The following is a 15,991-nucleotide window of genomic DNA, read 5'->3' as shown; positions in this document are numbered from 1 at the left end:
CTCACCGCCGAGCGAGGGACCTCGTACACTTCCGCCGTGCGTCAGACCCTCATCACGGGCCGCCCGTCGGCGAGTTCGAGGCGGCTTCCGGTGAACCGCTCCCGCATGAGCCGGTCGTGGGTGACGACCACCAGGGCCCCCTCGTACGAGGTGAGTGCCTGCTCCAGTTCCTCGACGAGGGCGGGAGAGAGGTGGTTCGTCGGCTCGTCCAGGAGGAGCAGATCGACCGGCCGGGTGACCAGGCGGGCCAGCTCGATCCTGCGCCGCTGGCCGTACGACAGTTCCCCGATCCTCAGCCGCAGCTCGCCGGGCCGGAACAGGCCGAGGGAGAGCAGCAGGTCGCGGTGCTCCTCCCGGTCGCCGGGCCGGTCCCGGGAGAAGGCGTCGAGCACGCTCAGGCCACAGGGCCACGGCACCTGCTGCTGGCGCAGTATCCCCACCTTCCCGGACACCCGCACCGTGCCGCGCTGCGGCCGGACCTCGCCCGCGAGGATCCCGAGCAGAGTGGACTTGCCCGCACCGTTCGGCCCGGTGACCAGCAGCCGCTCACCGGCGGCGAGCGACAACCGTGGCAGGTCGAGCCGGTCGTCCAGATGGACGTCGACGAGCTCGGCGGCGGGTTCGACGGCCGCGCCGACGCTCCGGCCGTCGCTGGTGCCGGTGGGCACGGATACGGCGAAGACCATGGGATCGGGCGGCAGTTGGACGGGTGCGGCGGTCAGGCGGGCGACCCGCTCCTTCGCGTTCCGGATCCGGACCATCGCCCCGTGGCTGCGGTCCCGGGCGCGGAACGCACCGTGCCCGAACTTCGCCATCGGCGCACTGCGCGGGATGGCCCTGAGGCGGGCCCCGTTCGACTCGGCCAGATGACGGCTGCGCGTGAGCTCCTCGCGCCAGTGCCGGTACTCCTGGATGCGGCGGCTGCGCTCGGCGGCCTTCGCCGTGTGGTAGCCGGAGTAGCCGTCGCCGTAGCGGGTGATCCTTCCTTCCGCGACCTCCAGGATCGTGCTGGTCAGGTTGGCCAGGAAGGTGCGGTCGTGGGTGACCGCGACCACCGTGCCGCGGTGTTCCCGTAGGTGCGCTTCGAGCCAGGCCACGGCCTGGTCGTCCAGGTCGTTGGTCGGTTCGTCGAGCAGCAGCAGCTCCGGCTGGGCCGCGAGCGTCGCGGCGAGCGCGAGCCGGGACTGCTCGCCGCCGGAGAGCGAGCCGAGTCGCCGGTCCCGTGCCAGCCCGGGCAGGCCGAGGCCGTACAGGGCCGTGCCGACCCGTTCGTCGGCCCGATAGCCGTCCCGCGCCTCGTACAGGGCGAGATGCCGCTCGTACGCGAGGAGAGCCGATTCGAGGTCGGGGCCCTCGTCGGCCTCCTCCAGTCGCCGCTCGTCGCTGCGCAACCGCTGCTCCAGCGCGCGCAGTTCGGTCAGCGCCAGGTCGATTGCGTCCTGGACGGTGGCCTGGGCGGGGAGGTCGAGCGCCTGCGCGAGGTAGCCGACCCCACCGGGCGCGCTGACGGTGACTTCGCCGCTGTCCGGCCGTACGAGGCCGGCCAGCAGCTTCAACAGGGTTGATTTCCCGGACCCGTTGTCGCCGATCACACCGACCTTCTCGCCGGGCCGGATGGAGAGGTGGACGCGGTCGAGGACGGGCCTCTCGTCGTAGCGCTTGGTGAGGTCGTGTACGGCCAGTTGGGCGGTATGGGTACGCAAAACAGAACCCCCTTCGGTGACGGCGGATGCTGGCGGTGCGGGCGTCCACGGCGGAGCGGGGCTCTACGCGGCGGCGCGTGCTGTCATCACAGGGTTCCCATGGGCACGAGGGTAGGGGGCTGCTGCCCGACTGTCAAGACGATACGTCTCGTCTCGCCTTTGGGGTTGATGGGCCGCGACGCGAGGGGAAGGGTCTCCCTGCGATCATGCTTTAAGCCGTGTGGGGCATGATATTCGGCCAGAGAGGAGTGATCCATGGGCGACGAGGACACGGTCGGCGTGCGGTTCCGGGTGCTGGGGCCGGTTGAGGTGGAAGCACCGGCCGGCCTGGTGCGCTTTTCCGGCCAGCGAGCCGCCCTCCTGGCGATCCTGCTCCTGAGCGCGAACCGATCCGTGTCCGTACAGAAGCTGGCGGAACTCACCTGGGACGGGGCGCCACCGAAATCGGCCGCGTCCCGCATCCGCATGCTCGTCGCCGGGGTCCGCAAGGCCTGTGCGGAGGTCGGAGCCGACTGCATCCGCACCGAAGCGGCCGGCTACGCACTGCACCTCGACCCCGACCACCTCGACGCGACACTGTTCCGCCGCCGCGTGACACGCGGCCGTACCGCCCTGGCCGAAGGCCGGCACGACAGCGCCCTCACGGGCTTCGACGAGGCGCTCGCCCTCTGGAGGGGAGCCCCCTTCGAAGGCGTCGCCCTGCCCTTCGCCCGGACCGAGGCAGAACCCCTGGAAGAGCTTCGGGTCGTCGCCGTCGAAGGGCGCTCCGCCGCACTGATCGAGCTCGGCCGGCACGGCGAAGCCCTCGACGACCTGCGCACCCTCACCGCCCACCACCCCCTGCGGGAGAGCGCGCACGGACACCTCATACGGGCCCTGCACCGCGGCGGACAACGTGCGGACGCCCTGTCGGTGTACACCGCGCTGCGGCGCCGCATGGTCGAGGAGCTCGGGCTGGAACCAGCCCCGGAGCTCCAGCGGCTCCAGCAGCAGGTCCTCGCCGACGACGCCCACCAGCCGTCGTCCCCGTCCCTCCCGCCACCACCCCCGCGACCGCAGTCCCCCGCCGCGAACGCCCCGGGCCGCCAAAGCCCGGATCCCGAGCCCCGGGACCGGGACCGCGAAACCCCGGACAGAGGCCCCGGCAGCCCGGCGCGCCCGACCGGATCCACCACCACCGACATCGCACCGGCGTGGAACGGCCCCCGCCAACTGCCCGCCCCGCCGGCGGTGTTCGCCGGGCGGGGGGACGAGTGTGCCGCGCTGGACCGGATGCTCACCGACCCGCCGGGAGGGCGACCGGCGCTCGCCGTCGTCAGCGGCCCCGGTGGCGTCGGAAAGACCTCGCTCGCACTGCACTGGGCACACAGCCGGCGCGGGCAGTACCGCGACGGTCAGCTGTACGCGAACCTGCGCGGCTACGACCCCCTCTCCGCTCCCCTCGCCCCCGCCGCGGTGCTGCGCCAGTTCCTGTCCGCCCTGGGCGTCGCGCCCGCGGCCGTTCCGGCCGACGAGGACACCCTGGCCGGGCTGTACCGGACGGTGACCGCGGACCGGCGCCTGCTGCTCGTACTGGACAACGCCCGCGACGCGGAACAGGTGCGCCCCCTGCTGCCCGGCGGCACGGAGGCCACGGTGATCGTCACCAGCCGCCACCGTCTGGCCGGTCTGACCACCACGCACGGAGCGTCCCTGATGCCCCTGGGCATGCTCTCGCCCGGCCAGGCCCGCGAGGCCTTCACGGCCCACCTCGGCACCGAACGCGTGGACGAGGAAGCCGCCAGCGTGGACGTCCTGGTCGAGCGGAGTGCCGGACTGCCCCTGGCCGTCGGCATCCTCGCCGCCCGCGCCGCCGGCCGACCCGAGTTCCCCCTCGCCGTCCTGGCCGACGAGCTGCACTGGCCGGAGTACCGCCTCGACGCCCTGGACACCGGTGACGTGGCCACCGACCTGCGCACCACCTTCGAGACCTCCCGCCAGGCCCTCGACACGGAATCCGATCGGCTGTTCCTCCTCGCGGGCATGATCCCCTGGCCGTACGTCACGCTCCGGACCGCCGTGGCACTCACCGGACACCCGGTCCGCCACACGGGCCGGCTGCTGCAGAACCTGGAGAACGCGCACCTCTTCCACCAACTCCAGCCGGGCCGCTACCACATGCACGACCTGGTCAGGCTCCACGCGGGCGAACGCGGCGCCGCCGAGGTTCCCGCACTGGACCGTACGAAGGCCCTGCACCGCCTGATCGCGACCCAGACGCGCACCGCCTACGCGGCCGACCGGCTGCTGTGGCCCTCCCGGGCCGTACTGGCCGGGAGCCCGCCCGCGATCCCCGGCGATGCCGCGGAGCTGCCGGGAGAGCACGGGGCGGAGTTCCAGGACACCGAATCGGCGTGGACCTGGTTCGAAACCGAACACCACGCCCTGCTCGCCGCCCAGCGACTGGCCATCGACCTGGGAGTGCACGAGGCGGTGTGGCACCTGGCATGGGCCACCCACACCTTCCTCTTCCGCCGCCACCAGCACGACCAGCGCATGCTCTGCTGGCAGCAGGCACTGGAGGCCGCCGAACGCGCCGGCAACCCCGAAGCGCAGGCCCTCTCGCTCTGGCACCTGGGCGGCACCTCCGTATGGCGAGGACGGCCCCAGGAGGCCATCGGCCACCTCGAACGAGCCCGCACCCTCTACACCCGGCTGGAAGACCTCGCGGGCCAAGCCCAGACCAGCCAGTCCCTCGGCCACGCCTGGCTCGTCCAGGGCGACAACGAACGCGCACTGGAGCAGGCCGAACGCGCCCTGGACCTCCACCGCCGCCGCTCCGACCCCATCTGGCAGGCCAACGCCCTCAGCGCCGTCGCCTGGTGCCACGCCGCCCTCGGCCGCTACACCAAGGCCCGCTCCTACTGCCACGAGGCCCTGACCATCTTCCGCGCCCACCACGACACGAACGGCGAAGCCGCGACCCTCGACAGCCTCGGCTACATCTCCCGCAGCGCGGGAAAGACCGGACAGGCACTCGCTCACTACCGCCAGGCCCTGGCCCTGCGCGAGGAACAACGCAACGACAACCAGATGGCCGACACCCTGAGCCGCATCGGAGACCTCCTCCACGAAGCCGAGGACCACTCCGGGGCCCACGACGCCTGGAAACAGGCCCAGGCCCACTACCGCAGCCAACACCGCCACCAGGAAGCCGACGCCCTCAGCAGCAAGATCTCGAACACCGCATAGGGATCGGGGCCCGAAAGGGGAACCACCCGCGAGTGGACGGCTCCGCAGGTGGCCGGCAGGCCCGGCCCGGCCCGTGGCCGGGCTCATACACCGACGCTGCAACTTCTCTGCATCACGGCCGCATCGCCCGTTGCTCCGGCCTCCCCTGATCGGGATTGCCTGAAGGCCTGTCCCGGCGCTACGGTCCTCAAGCGGCCCACAAAGCAGCAGCACAACACGGCGCAGAGAAATCCGGGAGAGTCCTACGCGACTACGGATCGATTTCTCGATTGTGTTCAGTGTCGTCTTCGACCGGGCGGGAAATGACGCCTTCGGCGCCGGCCTGCCTGGAGCTGCAAGGGCTTCAGACTGTTGAATTGGCAAGATAGGGAAATCGTGCAGCAGATACTGTTCCCCAGGTTAAATGGGTGACCTTGCTTGACTGTGCGGAATCGGTTCGCCTTTCCGAGGTATTCGCGAGGACCTTCCGCAATTTCATCAGGTGATTCATCAGGTGACGACGCGCCGACTCCGGCCCGAATCCATGTGATTGGGACCGCTGTCCGGCCGCGCTCACTGCGACGGGGAAAACGAGTCCGGTGGCCGGGGAGCCGCCGTCGGCACGGACGGGGGTCTTGCCGACGACGGCTCCCCGGCCACCGGACTCCTCCCAGGGCCAGGCAAGAGGAGTGCAGCGCAGGGCCGTGGTCGGCCAGGGAATTGCGAACATCGTCACCGGCTTCTTCGGCGGCATGGGCGCCATGGGCCGCTGTGCCATGATCGGCCAGATCATGATCAATGTGAAGGTCTCCGGGGCCCGAACGCGCCTGTCCACCTTCCTCTCCGGGGCGTTCCTCATGGTGCTGTGCATCGACTGGCACTCCGTCGCCCCCAAGACCCTCAGGCGGATGCCCGCCGGCGAGATCGCCGTCATGGTGATCACCGTTGCCTGTGTGGTCGCCACCCACGACCTCGCCATCGGCGCCGTCATCGGTTCGATCACCGCCATGGTCGTCCTCGCCAAGCGGGTCGCCCACTTCGCCGAGGTCACCGCCGTGGTCGACCCCGACGGCGAATCGGTCGTCCACCGGGTCACCGGCGAACTCACGGGCAGCCACTGACCCGCCGTTCTGCGATCCAGGTTCGCGCGCGAACCCGCGCTCTTCCACACCCTCTTCGGTCTGCCCCTGATCCTCGGCGGCACCGCGCTCGCCGTACTCCCCCGAAGAGGATCACCGGCCGCCGATCCGCCGCTGCCGCTCCCCGGCCCGGACCCGCGTCCGAGGCGGTCCTGGGCGATCCGGGCGGGCCCGAGCCGTTTCGGATACATCGGCGATATGGGGTGGCTCGTACTCTCCCCTCATGCGAGTGCTGATCGTCGAGGACGAGCCCTACCTGGCGGAAGCCATCCGCGACGGACTGCGTCTGGAGGCCATCGCCGCCGACATCGCCGGGGACGGCGACACGGCCTGGGCGCTGCTCGGCGTCCACGCCTATGACATCGCCGTCCTCGACCGGGACGTCCCGGGGCCCTCCGGGGACGAGATCGCCCGGCGGATCGTCGCCTCCGGCAGCGGCCTCCCCATCCTCATGCTGACCGCCGCCGACCGGATCGACGACAAGGCCTCCGGCTTCGGGCTCGGTGCCGACGACTACCTCACCAAGCCCTTCGAGCTCCGGGAGCTGGTCCTGCGGCTGCGGGCGCTCGACCGGAGGCGGGCGCACAGCAGACCGCCGGTGCGAGAGCTTGCGGGGCTGCGGCTCGATCCGTTCCGCCGGGAGGTGTTCCGGGACGGCCGGCCCGTTGCGCTGACCCGGAAGCAGTTCGCCGTCCTCGAAGTGCTGGTGGCCGCCGAAGGGGGCGTGGTCAGCGCCGAGGAACTGCTGGAGCGGGCCTGGGACGAGCACACGGACCCGTTCACCAACGCCGTCCGCATCACGATGTCGTCCCTGCGCAGGCGTCTCGGCGACCCCCCGGTCATCGCGACCGTGCCCGGCGTCGGATACCGCGTCGACCTCGGAACGACGGACCCCGGTCCTGCGGGGGACGGCGGGCAGGAGGGGGCGCGTGGATAGGCGGCCGCGCCGGCAGGGGCCCAGCGTCCGCCTCCGGCTCGCCCTCAGCTACGCCGGGTTCCTGATGTTCGCGGGTCTGCTGCTGCTCTCCGCGGTGTGGGGGTTCCTGCTGCGCTACGTTCCCGACCGGGCGATGCTCATCAACCCCGACGACAGGCCGGACGGCGGGGTGTTCCCGGTCCGCTCCGCCCTGCTGGACGTCTTCGCGCCGCGGGCGGCCGGGGTGCTGGCCTTCCTGCTGCTGTTCGGCCTGCTGGGCGGATGGTTCCTGGCCGGCCGGATGCTCGCCCCGCTGACCCGGATCACGGACGCGACCGCCCGGGCCGCCGAGGGATCCCTCTCCCACCGGATCCGGCTGCCGGGCCGCCGGGACGAGTTCCGGGACCTGGCCGACGCCTTCGACACCATGCTGGCCCGCCTGGAGGCGCACGTCGCGGAGCAGCGGCGGTTCGCCGCCAACGCCTCGCACGAGCTGCGGACCCCACTGGCGATCTCGCAGTCCCTGCTGGAGGTGGCCCGCGAGGACCCGACGCGGGACCTCGTCCCGACCATCGACCGGCTGTACTCCGTCAACGCTCGGGCCATCGCCCTCACCGAAGCACTGCTCCTGCTCAGCCGCGCCGACCAGGCGGCCTTCACCCGTATGCCCGTGGACCTCTCACTCCTCGTTGAGGAGGCCACCGAGACCCTGCTACCGCTCGCCGAGGACCGCGGCGTCGCCATCGAGACCTTCACCAGCGTCCCCGCCACGGTCATGGCCTTCGGCTCGGAGGCGCTGCTGCTGCAGCTGACGACGAACCTGGTGCACAACGCGATCGTGCACAACCTGCCCGGGGACGTGGAGGCAGGCGTGGGGGAAGGCGTGGAGGCCGACGTGGGCCCGGGCGGCGGGGCCACTGTGTGGGTCACGAGCGGCGAGGCCGACAGCGGGTCAGGTGACGGATCCGGGGGCAGGGCCGGGGTCAGGTCCGGGGCCGTGGAGCTCACGGTCGAGAACACGGGCCGGCCTCTCTCCCCCGACCTGGTGGCCACCCTCACCGAACCCTTCCAGCGCGCCTCCGGCCGCGTCCGCGAGGACCATGCCGGGGCCGGCCTCGGTCTGGCCATCGCCCGGCGGATCGCCGAGGTACACGGGGGTTCCCTCACCCTCGCCCCGCGATCCGGGGGCGGCCTCCGCGCCACCGTCCACCTGCCCTCCCCGCCCCTCCCCCGAAGGACATCCGACCAGTGAGCGACACCCTGCAGGACCGCGGACCCGATCCCCGTACACGGCCCGAGGCGCAGGCCCAGACGGGATCCGCCCTCCGGACGGGTGTCGGCCGCGCGATCCGGGCCCTGTCCGGGGCGGGCCCTTGGCGGCGCGGACCGGTACTCACCGCGGCCGCGCTGCTGCTCGGGCTGCTCCTGCTGTTCCGCTCCTCGGTGCCGGACGCGGGCGGCCTGGGGAGCCTGGTGGAAACGTTCCTGCCCTGGTTCGGCCTGCCCGTCCCGTTCCTGCTGGCGGGGGCGTTGTGGCGGCGTTCCGCCGCGGCCGCCCTCGCCCTGCTGCTGCCCGCCGTCGGCTGGTTCGGCCTGTTCGGCGGGCTGGTCGGCGGGCTGCTCGCCGACTCCTCGCGGCCGGGCGGCGACCTGACCGTGGTCACCCACAACGTCAACGCCGGAAACCCGGACCCGGCCGGTACCGCCCGCGCCCTGGCCGCCTCCGGGGCGGACCTGCTGGCGCTCCAGGAGATGACCCCACAGGGCGCGGCCGCGTACGGAGCGGCCCTCGCCGCGGAGTACCCGTACCACGCGGTGCGGGGAACGGTCGGGCTGTGGAGCCGACTGCCGCTGACGGACTCCCGGCCGGTGGACGTACTGCGCCCCGATGCGGGGCCGCTGGCAGAGAGCCGGCGCGCCGAGGACCGCCCCGTGGAGCCGCCGCGGGCGCTGCGCGCCACGGTGGCCACGGAGCGCGGGCCGGTCGCGGTGTACGTGGCGCATCTGGGATCGGTGCGGCTGATGCCCCGGCACGGGTTCTGGACGGATTCCCGGGATGCCGGTGCGGCGTTGCTGGCCGCGGCCGTCGCGGCGGAGCGCAGCGAGCGAGTGGTGGTGCTCGGCGATCTGAACGGCACCCTCGACGACCGCGCCCTGGCAGGGCTCGGTGCGGACGCGCGGCTCCGCTCGGTGCAGGGGGCCGCCGGGGGCGGTTTCGGTTTCACCTGGCCTGCGTCTTTCCCGATGGCGCGGATCGACCACGTGCTGGTGAGGGGGGTGGAGCCGCTGCGCTCGTGGGTGCTGCCGGCCACGGTCAGCGACCACCTGCCGGCAGCGGCCGCCCTCCGCTGGTGACCCTCCCCGTACCGGCCCGGGCCGGACACCCCGCGCCTGCTCCTACCCCCTGTCCCTGGCCCTGGCCGGTGTCAGGAAGAGTTCGGCGACGAGGCAGGCGATCCTTGGCTGTTCGCCATCGAAGGTTGATCGGCGTCGTCTGGTGTTCCGGCCATGCCCGACCAGCGGCGGCGAAGGGCTTCGCCGTGGATGATGCCTAGTGGGGGTCCTCGCGGGCCTCGTACCCTTCGAGGCCGGCCCGGAACAGGGAAGGGACAAGTGCCGACAGGTACCAGGCGAGGTCGGTGAACCGTGGCGCGTCCGGGATGCTCCGGCGGTCGATGGTGGGCAGGAAGGAGACTTCCCTGCGGTGCGCGGCGAACATCAGCATGCCGCCGGTCCCGCCCTGCGGGTGGTAGATGTTCAGGGCCACGGTGTGGGGCAGATTCGCCGCGGAGTCCAGCTCCGCGAGCACGGCGTTCAGGCAGTCGGGGGTGCTGTCGTACCACTCGTGCATGCCGTCTGCGTCGTTGATCATGTACGAGATGCAGCCGGGGCGCTCCGCAGCGGACCAGCCGGCCGGGGTCAGCAGCTCCAGCAAGCCGCGCACGGTGGCTGGGCGCCGGAAGGTGAAGTCGATGTCTGCTTGTCGGTTACCCACGTGCGTCTCCGGGAGCTTGGGCGGTCGCGTCGCATACTTGCCGCTACGCAACGCTCCGTCGACCCGATTTCCCTGGGGCCGCTGCTCCAGCGGGTGGAGTGGCCGACGCAGCGCACTGCACCGAGCTTGCCGGCCGGCCCAGGTGGTGGCGATCTGGTTGATCAGTGCGAGGACGTCGACCGGGTCCCAGCCCGCATCGAGGAGGCCGGCGGTCTGGGCGTCGGCGAGTTGGTCGATCTTGCGGGGGATGGTGGCCTGGAGGGGTCGAAGAGGATGCCGGCGTAGCCGGGCAGGTCGGCGGTGTCGAGCTGGGTGGCCTCGACGAGCGCGGTGAGTTCCTCCTCGGCGACGTGCTGGTAGAGGGTCTCTTTGCCGCTGAAGTGGGCGTAGACGGGCTCTTTACTGGTCCGGGTCTGATGGGCGAGGCGGTCCACGCGGGCGCCTGCGATCCCGTACCGGGCGAATTCCTCCTTGGCGGCGGTGACGATCCGCTGCCGCGCATCGGCGCGGGCATCCTACGCCGTCCTCGACCGCATTAGTCAGGAGTTGTCGGCGAGTTGATTTCACTTCTCGCTACGGTGGTTGAGGGTGGTCCTGGCAGTGTGGCGGATCCGCTTGGTGCGGCCGGCTTCGGCGAGGATCTCGGCGGCCTCGGTGTTCGTCCCGGCGGCGGTCTTGAGCTGGAGCCAGTCGGATGACGTGAGCAGGTCGTCCGGCTGCCAGGGCAGCTTGAGCATGACGGCGCGGAAGAGCGACCACTCCCGCAGACGCTGAGCCAGGAAGGGGTGGTCGATCGTGGCCCGGGCCATCGCCTGCGCCCACCCCTCATAGGTGGGACCGGGGTAGAGGCCAGCGGCTCGACGGTCCAGGTGCCGCAGCACGGCGGACCGGGCCATCGCCTCGTCCGGATCAGTGAGCACTCGGCCGACCAGGTCGACCTCGTCCGGGTCGGCAACGTGCCCCAGCGTGTCGAGGTAGGCCGCGAAGCGGACGTGCTCGTCCGGGTTCTGCAGTATGTCGTCGAGGTTCATGCGGCCTGCTCTTCGCTTTCGACCGGCATGCCGTGCTCGCATCGTGTGCCGGAGCGGACCAGGGACACCAGGTGGGCTTCTGTGATCGCCCGCCATCGCGCCTGGGCGGACGCGACCAGCTTAAACACCATCTCGAACGCAGCCGTCGGGCTGTCCGCGCCTCGCGTGACCTTGGTGCGGAACTCGACCGTGGAGAAGGTCGACTCGATGGGATTGGTGGTCCGCAGGTGAGTCCAGTGCTCGGCGCGGAAGTTGTGGAACGCGAGCAGTTCGTCCCCTCCTCGGTGATCTTCGCGACGGCCTTGGGGCACTTGCTGCCTCGAAGCTCACTCCCTCGTGAACGAGGGAGATTCCCGCGTGGCTTGCGCCGGTGGGTTGGACGGCTTGCGCCGCCTGACGACTGGCCTCCCGGCAGCCGGAAAGGGCCACGGTGTGGCCGATCCGGTATACCGGCACGCTGCTGACGAGGGCGGTCACCCGGACTCCAGGATGACCGCCCCCGTCGCGGTGGGCCGGGTCTACGGTGTCGTCATGACAGTTCTGATCGTTGGCGGCAGTGGCTTCCTCGGGACCGAGCTGGTCCGGCAGGCGATGGAGGCGGGGCATACGACCGTCGCGACGTACGCGACCAAGCCCGGCACCGCCTCCCCCACCGCATGGCGCCATCTCGATCTCCGGGACGCGGGAGGCCTGGACGCCGTCCTGGCCGAGGTTCGCCCGCGGCTCGTGCTCAACGCGTCGAGCGGATCAGCCGACTGGGCGGTCACGGCAGCGGGCCCCATCCACCTCGCGATAGCGGCGGCCAGGTCCGGAGCCCGCATGCTCCACGTGTCCATCGACGCGGTGTTCTCCGGCGCGGACGTCCACTACGACGAGGCCAGCCTCCCCGACCCGGTCACCCCCTACGGCGCGGCCAAGGCCGCGGCGGAGACCGGCATCCTCGCCGTGCATCCGACAGCCGCTGTCGCCCGGACCTCGCTGATCGTCGGCCACGGGCTGTCGGCGCACGAGAGGGCCGTGCACGAACTCGCCGCCGGCACGCGCGACGGCGTCCTGTTCACCGACGACTTCCGTTGCCCCGTGCACGTCACCGACCTGGCCGCCGCCCTCCTGGAGCTGGCAGCCACCAACGCGGCCGGCGTCCACCACCTCGCGGGGCCCGACGCCGTGAGCCGGCACGAGCTGGGCCTCCTCATCGCCGAGCGGGACGGACTGGACGCCTCCCGGCTCCCCACCGGCCTGCGGGCCGAGAGCACGTTGCGCGGCGCCCTCGACGTACGCCTCGACAGCCGCGCGACCCAGCGGGGTCTGCGCACCGCACTGCGCGGGGCCCGGCAGTTCCTACGACCCGGGATCTCCAACTGACCCAGCCATCAGCCCTGGTGACGGGCCGTCGGCTCCTGGTGGTCAGCCGTTGAGCGGGGTGTCGTAGTGGATCCACCCGGACCAGTTGCCGTCGTGGTCGCGGTTGCGGCCCCAGTACTCCGCCTGCTGGTCGTAGTAGAACATGCGGAAGGACCAGGGGTCGGTGGTGTCGTAGTCGTAGGTGTACACCTTGCTGTACGCCTTGCCGCCCATGGACATCCACCGCGACCAGTCACCGTCGGAGTCCGTCCAGCGCGTCCACACCGCGCGGTCGGAGCCGACGACGAAGTCCTGCTTGGTGCCGTCGGGCAGTACGCGGGTGGTCGGCGAGTAGTCGCAGAGGTAGACGCCACCTCCGTACGAGCAGTAGGCCGCCGCTGCCTGGGCCGGTGCGGCCATCACCGCGACGCTCGCGACGGCGGTGGCCGCGACCGCGGCCGCCTTCAACTTGCGTACCAGCATGTCTCTCCTTCGTGCCTGCGACCGCCCCGTTCGGGCACGGACGCGTTTCCTTGCGGCCGCGCAGGGCGGTGGAGCGCCCCGGCGACAGGCACAGTCGATCACGCTGGGAGGGCCCTGTCCCAGGCAGATCCACCGGCAGAACTACGGCTCCGCGTACTTCTGCCGGGCCCGGCCCCTCCTGCTGCTGCTGCTGCTGCTGCTGCTCAGGGCATGATCGGCGGGCGGCCAGGCAAACGCCGACGGGAAGGGGCCGGCGCCTGCGCCGCAACGCCTCACCCGACGCCACACGGCGAAAGGCCCTGGTCCTGGCACTGCACGGGCGTCCTGTTGGCGAGCTCGCGGGCCGCCAGGGTGCCGGATCCATGTGCCTGCAGCACGAGAGAACGGACTGCCGGACGCTTCCCGGCGCCGAGGACGGGCGCACCACCCGTCCGGTACGCAGTGGGTGGTGGTGGGGCGGAGAGGGCAGGATTCGAACCTGCGTGGATCCCTTCGGACCCGACTTCGAGCGAGCTCTGGTCCCCGATAAACCACTCCGGGCACCTCTCCCCATGTCCGGCCCGGTCACCCGTGCCGTGCATAGGGAGCACACTGCCCGGGCCCCCTGACGTGCCGCTGACGTCGCCCGGGGAGTCAGGCGCGAGCCACCCTGACGGCGCTGGCCGGCCGGCTGGCACACAACCAGGGGACGGCCCCAGCCCACCCTCGGCAGCGGAACGACCGGAAGAAGCACCGCACGGTCCCTGCCCCCCGAAAGGGGACCGACCGGCCGCTCCTTCAACTGCCCGTTCCCCCGGACCGGGCCCACGTCCTAGACTGCGACGGCTTCAGAACCAGGAGATCATCGGGAGGGCGTACGAGATGAACCGATTACTGATCAGCGGATTCACGGCCGTGGCGTTGGTCGTCTCCGCAGGGGGCGTCGCCACGGCCTCCGACGCGGCTCCGCCGCGCACCACGCACGGCCCCTGCCAGTACACCCAGACCCCGGACGAGCCGCCCGCGCGCCCCGTGTCGCTGCCGCCCGACCCGCGGCGCACCCCGAGCCGGGGGACCGTCGCCGTGGCCGTCCCGACCAGCCAGGGCCCGCTTCCCCTTCGTCTGGACCGGGCCAAGGCGCCGTGCACCGTCCAGAGCTTCCTGCACCTGGCGCGGCACCGGTTCTACGACCGCACGGTGTGCCATCGCCTGACGGCGTATCCGACACTGAAGGTCCTCCAGTGCGGCGACCCGACCGGCACCGGCGAAGGCGGGCCCGGCTACAAGTACAAGGACGAGCTCCCGGTGGACCTGCCGCCTGCGCCGACCGATCCGACCGGCACCCGCCGGGTGTACGAGCGCGGCCTGCTGGCGATGGCCAACGCCGGTCCGCACACGAACGGCTCGCAGTTCTTCGTCGTCTACGGAGATTCCGTACTGCGGCCGGACTACACGGTGTTCGGCACCGTCGGCCCCGATGGCCTGGCAACCCTGGACAAGGTCGCCGCCGCAGGCATCACACCGACCGCCGAGAACCCGGCGCCGGTCGACGGCACCCCCGTGCTGCGGACCGAACTGCTCCGGGTCCGACCGTCCTGCCCGCACTGACGCACCATCACGTCACAGCGAACGCAACGAACCGACCGGCATCCGCGCCGCCGCCCCGGCCTGGATGCCGGGCCGGTCCAGGCGTCGGAGTCGGAGTCGGGGCCGGGGCCGGTGATGGCGAGTGCGGGTGCGAGTGCGGGTGCGGGTGCGGGTGCGGGTACGGGTGCATCGACTGATCGGCCGTCCGGGAATCGGATCGCCCGCCACGGGGTTGGGGGGGATGAACCGTAACTGGAGGGGTCATGCGAGCGATTCAGGTGTACGAAGTGGGCGGTCCCGAGGTGCTGCAGGAGGCCGAGGTGGACCAGCCGCGGCCGGGTCCGGGCGAGGCGGTGGTGGAGATCGCCGCATCAGGGGTCAACTTCCTCGACGTCTATCACCGCGAAGGCCGGTACAGCCTCCCGCTGCCTTTCACCCCCGGCTCCGAAGGCGCCGGCACGGTCGTCGAGGTCGGCCCCGGCGTCGCTGACGTCGCAGTCGGCGACCGGGTCGGTTGGGTGGAGATTCCCGGCACCTATGCCGAGCGGGCTGTCGTGGACTCCTCCCGGCTGGTGCCGCTGCCCGACGACATCGGCTTCGAAACAGCCGCCGCGGTGCTCCTGCAAGGCATGACCGCCCACTATCTCGTCAAGGACGCCTACCCGGTCCAGAAGGGCGACACGGTCCTCGTGCATGCGGCCGCCGGCGGCATGGGGCTGCTGTTGACCCAGCTCATCACCCATCTCGGGGGCAGGGTGATCGGCACGACGTCGACCACGGCGAAAGCCGAACTGGCGAAGCGTGCCGGGGCGGCCGAGGTGATCCTTTCCTCCGCGGTCGACGATCTCGCGGCCGAGGTGAGGCGGCTCAACGGCGGTCAGGGACTGCCGGCTGTCTTCGACGGCGTCGGCGCGCACACCTTCGACGCCAGCCTCGCCAGCCTGCGAACCCGCGGCCATCTCGTGCTCTTCGGCGCGGCAAGTGGCGCCGTGCCTCCCTTTGATCCGATCCGGCTGGCCCACGGCGGTTCGCTGACCCTGATCCGGCCCAGCCTCGGGGACTTCATCGACGATCGGTCCGAACTGCTCCGACGCGCCGCCGAGGTGTTCGAGTGGGTGCGCTCCGAGGCGCTTGAGGTCACCGTGACGGGCCGCTACGCACTGTCCGAGGCCGCCCAGGCCCACAGCGACCTGGAGGCTCGTCGTACCACCGGCAAGCTGCTCGTCGTCCCCGCCACGGCCGCTGTCGGAAGCCGCGAGGACACGCAGAGCTGATCGCGGGTACCGAGGTCGGGGATCTTGACGACCGGGATGTCGAAGGCATGGCCGACCGCCCGTCATCTCAGGATCCCCGACAGTGGCAGGCACTCGGCAGGCGGCCGGGCCCCCGTAAGCGCGAGTCCGCTCGCCGAACTCGGCGGGACGGCGACGTCCGCTGGAGGCTTCCCCGGCGGCCGCTGGCCGTGCACTCGGAGCCGGAGGCTCTAGTACTCCAGTCGGACTTTGATGTTTTGCCTGGTCAACGGCTTGGGTGTGGGGAGTGTAGCGGGGTGGTGCCGGGTGCGGGACGGGTTCGCGAGGCCCGTCCCGCGAACGAGTGCCCGC

Annotated in this window: 13 protein-coding genes, 1 tRNA gene and 2 pseudogenes; 9 read left to right on the top strand and 7 right to left on the bottom strand. The window is 71.6% G+C overall.

Translation table 11 applies throughout. The features are described 5' to 3' along the window. Window positions 1-41: 41 nt before the first annotated feature. Window positions 42-1,703, bottom strand: coding sequence for a TlrC/CarA/OleB/SrmB family ABC-F type ribosomal protection protein (locus ACZ50K_RS31565; RefSeq protein WP_468909386.1), 1,662 nt, complete (start codon window positions 1,701-1,703; stop codon window positions 42-44). Window positions 1,704-1,958: 255 nt separating this feature from the next. On the opposite strand from ACZ50K_RS31565, the gene ACZ50K_RS31560 reads away from it, so the two are divergent. The 5 genes and pseudogenes from ACZ50K_RS31560 to ACZ50K_RS31540 all read left to right on the top strand — a co-directional run bounded on the left by ACZ50K_RS31560 (window position 1,959) and on the right by ACZ50K_RS31540 (window position 9,323). Continuing rightward, a complete protein-coding gene (locus ACZ50K_RS31560; RefSeq protein WP_468909383.1) occupies window positions 1,959-4,934 on the top strand; it encodes an AfsR/SARP family transcriptional regulator in 2,976 nt (991 codons plus the stop codon). A 677-nt stretch (window positions 4,935-5,611) separates the two neighbouring features. Continuing rightward, a pseudogene (locus ACZ50K_RS31555) lies at window positions 5,612-6,019 on the top strand (SulP family inorganic anion transporter); the annotation flags it as partial. A 256-nt stretch (window positions 6,020-6,275) separates the two neighbouring features. Next, the gene (locus tag ACZ50K_RS31550; protein WP_468909380.1) at window positions 6,276-6,989 is read left to right on the top strand and encodes a response regulator transcription factor; all 714 of its coding nucleotides are present in this window, start codon (window positions 6,276-6,278) and stop codon (window positions 6,987-6,989) included. After that, entirely contained in the window at window positions 6,982-8,220 is a 1,239-nt protein-coding gene (locus ACZ50K_RS31545) for a sensor histidine kinase (protein ID WP_468909377.1), read from the top strand. The genes ACZ50K_RS31550 and ACZ50K_RS31545 overlap by 8 nt, the downstream gene beginning before the upstream one ends. 95 nt (window positions 8,221-8,315) lie before the next feature. Then, window positions 8,316-9,323, top strand: coding sequence for an endonuclease/exonuclease/phosphatase family protein (locus ACZ50K_RS31540; RefSeq protein WP_468909588.1), 1,008 nt, complete (start codon window positions 8,316-8,318; stop codon window positions 9,321-9,323). A 196-nt stretch (window positions 9,324-9,519) separates the two neighbouring features. Here ACZ50K_RS31540 and ACZ50K_RS31535 read toward each other — a convergent pair whose 3' ends face one another. The 4 genes and pseudogenes from ACZ50K_RS31535 to ACZ50K_RS31520 all read right to left on the bottom strand — a co-directional run. Beyond that, window positions 9,520-10,200: a hypothetical protein gene (locus tag ACZ50K_RS31535; RefSeq protein ID WP_468909586.1), complete on the bottom strand. Its 681-nt coding sequence runs from the start codon at window positions 10,198-10,200 to the stop codon at window positions 9,520-9,522. After that, the gene (locus tag ACZ50K_RS31530) at window positions 10,125-10,397 is read right to left on the bottom strand and encodes a hypothetical protein (RefSeq protein WP_468909375.1); all 273 of its coding nucleotides are present in this window, start codon (window positions 10,395-10,397) and stop codon (window positions 10,125-10,127) included. Before ACZ50K_RS31530 ends, ACZ50K_RS31535 begins: the two co-directional genes overlap by 76 nt. A gap of 129 nt (window positions 10,398-10,526) precedes the next feature. Then, entirely contained in the window at window positions 10,527-10,994 is a 468-nt protein-coding gene (locus ACZ50K_RS31525; protein ID WP_468909372.1) for a HEAT repeat domain-containing protein, read from the bottom strand. Further along, window positions 10,991-11,313 (bottom strand): annotated as a pseudogene (locus ACZ50K_RS31520) (transposase); the annotation flags it as partial. The pseudogene ACZ50K_RS31520 and the gene ACZ50K_RS31525, both read right to left, overlap by 4 nt. A 212-nt stretch (window positions 11,314-11,525) precedes the next feature. Between ACZ50K_RS31520 and ACZ50K_RS31515 the strand changes: the two are divergent. Next, window positions 11,526-12,359, top strand: coding sequence for an SDR family oxidoreductase (locus ACZ50K_RS31515; RefSeq protein ID WP_468909369.1), 834 nt, complete (start codon window positions 11,526-11,528; stop codon window positions 12,357-12,359). Window positions 12,360-12,401: 42 nt separating this feature from the next. Here the strand turns inward: ACZ50K_RS31515 and ACZ50K_RS31510 are convergent, their stop codons facing one another. Continuing rightward, complete coding sequence (locus tag ACZ50K_RS31510) at window positions 12,402-12,821, bottom strand: hypothetical protein (RefSeq protein ID WP_468909366.1); 420 nt, start codon at window positions 12,819-12,821, stop codon at window positions 12,402-12,404. On the opposite strand from ACZ50K_RS31510, the gene ACZ50K_RS31505 reads away from it, so the two are divergent. Then, window positions 12,820-13,035, top strand: a complete 216-nt coding sequence (locus ACZ50K_RS31505; RefSeq protein WP_468909364.1) for a hypothetical protein — start codon at window positions 12,820-12,822, stop codon at window positions 13,033-13,035. The genes ACZ50K_RS31510 and ACZ50K_RS31505 overlap by 2 nt on opposite strands. Before the next feature lie 243 nt (window positions 13,036-13,278). Here ACZ50K_RS31505 and ACZ50K_RS31500 read toward each other — a convergent pair. Continuing rightward, window positions 13,279-13,370 (bottom strand) — tRNA-OTHER (locus ACZ50K_RS31500). Window positions 13,371-13,682: 312 nt separating this feature from the next. Between ACZ50K_RS31500 and ACZ50K_RS31495 the strand changes: the two genes are divergently transcribed. Together ACZ50K_RS31495 and ACZ50K_RS31490 are read left to right on the top strand one after the other, a co-directional pair. Next, a complete protein-coding gene (locus ACZ50K_RS31495; RefSeq protein ID WP_468909361.1) occupies window positions 13,683-14,408 on the top strand; it encodes a peptidylprolyl isomerase in 726 nt (241 codons plus the stop codon). A gap of 242 nt (window positions 14,409-14,650) precedes the next feature. Then, entirely contained in the window at window positions 14,651-15,661 is a 1,011-nt protein-coding gene (locus ACZ50K_RS31490; protein ID WP_468909359.1) for a quinone oxidoreductase family protein, read from the top strand. Window positions 15,662-15,991 lie beyond the last annotated feature (330 nt).

It is taken from the genome of Streptomyces sp. NPDC033845 (assembly GCF_055576225.1).
This window is presented reverse-complemented; position numbering and strand designations above follow the sequence as displayed.

What these genes read in the sequence shown, in the direction of transcription:
- ACZ50K_RS31560 (WP_468909383.1), top strand. Translation starts at nt 1,959, where the DNA reads ATGGGCGACGAGGACACGGTCGGCGTGCGGTTCCGGGTGCTGGGGCCG.
- ACZ50K_RS31550 (WP_468909380.1), top strand. Translation starts at nt 6,276, where the DNA reads ATGCGAGTGCTGATCGTCGAGGACGAGCCCTACCTGGCGGAAGCCATC.
- ACZ50K_RS31525 (WP_468909372.1), bottom strand. Translation starts at nt 10,994, where the DNA reads ATGAACCTCGACGACATACTGCAGAACCCGGACGAGCACGTCCGCTTC.
- ACZ50K_RS31515 (WP_468909369.1), top strand. Translation starts at nt 11,526, where the DNA reads ATGACAGTTCTGATCGTTGGCGGCAGTGGCTTCCTCGGGACCGAGCTG.
- ACZ50K_RS31505 (WP_468909364.1), top strand. Translation starts at nt 12,820, where the DNA reads ATGTCTCTCCTTCGTGCCTGCGACCGCCCCGTTCGGGCACGGACGCGT.
- ACZ50K_RS31510 (WP_468909366.1), bottom strand. Translation starts at nt 12,821, where the DNA reads ATGCTGGTACGCAAGTTGAAGGCGGCCGCGGTCGCGGCCACCGCCGTC.
- ACZ50K_RS31495 (WP_468909361.1), top strand. Translation starts at nt 13,683, where the DNA reads ATGAACCGATTACTGATCAGCGGATTCACGGCCGTGGCGTTGGTCGTC.
- ACZ50K_RS31490 (WP_468909359.1), top strand. Translation starts at nt 14,651, where the DNA reads ATGCGAGCGATTCAGGTGTACGAAGTGGGCGGTCCCGAGGTGCTGCAG.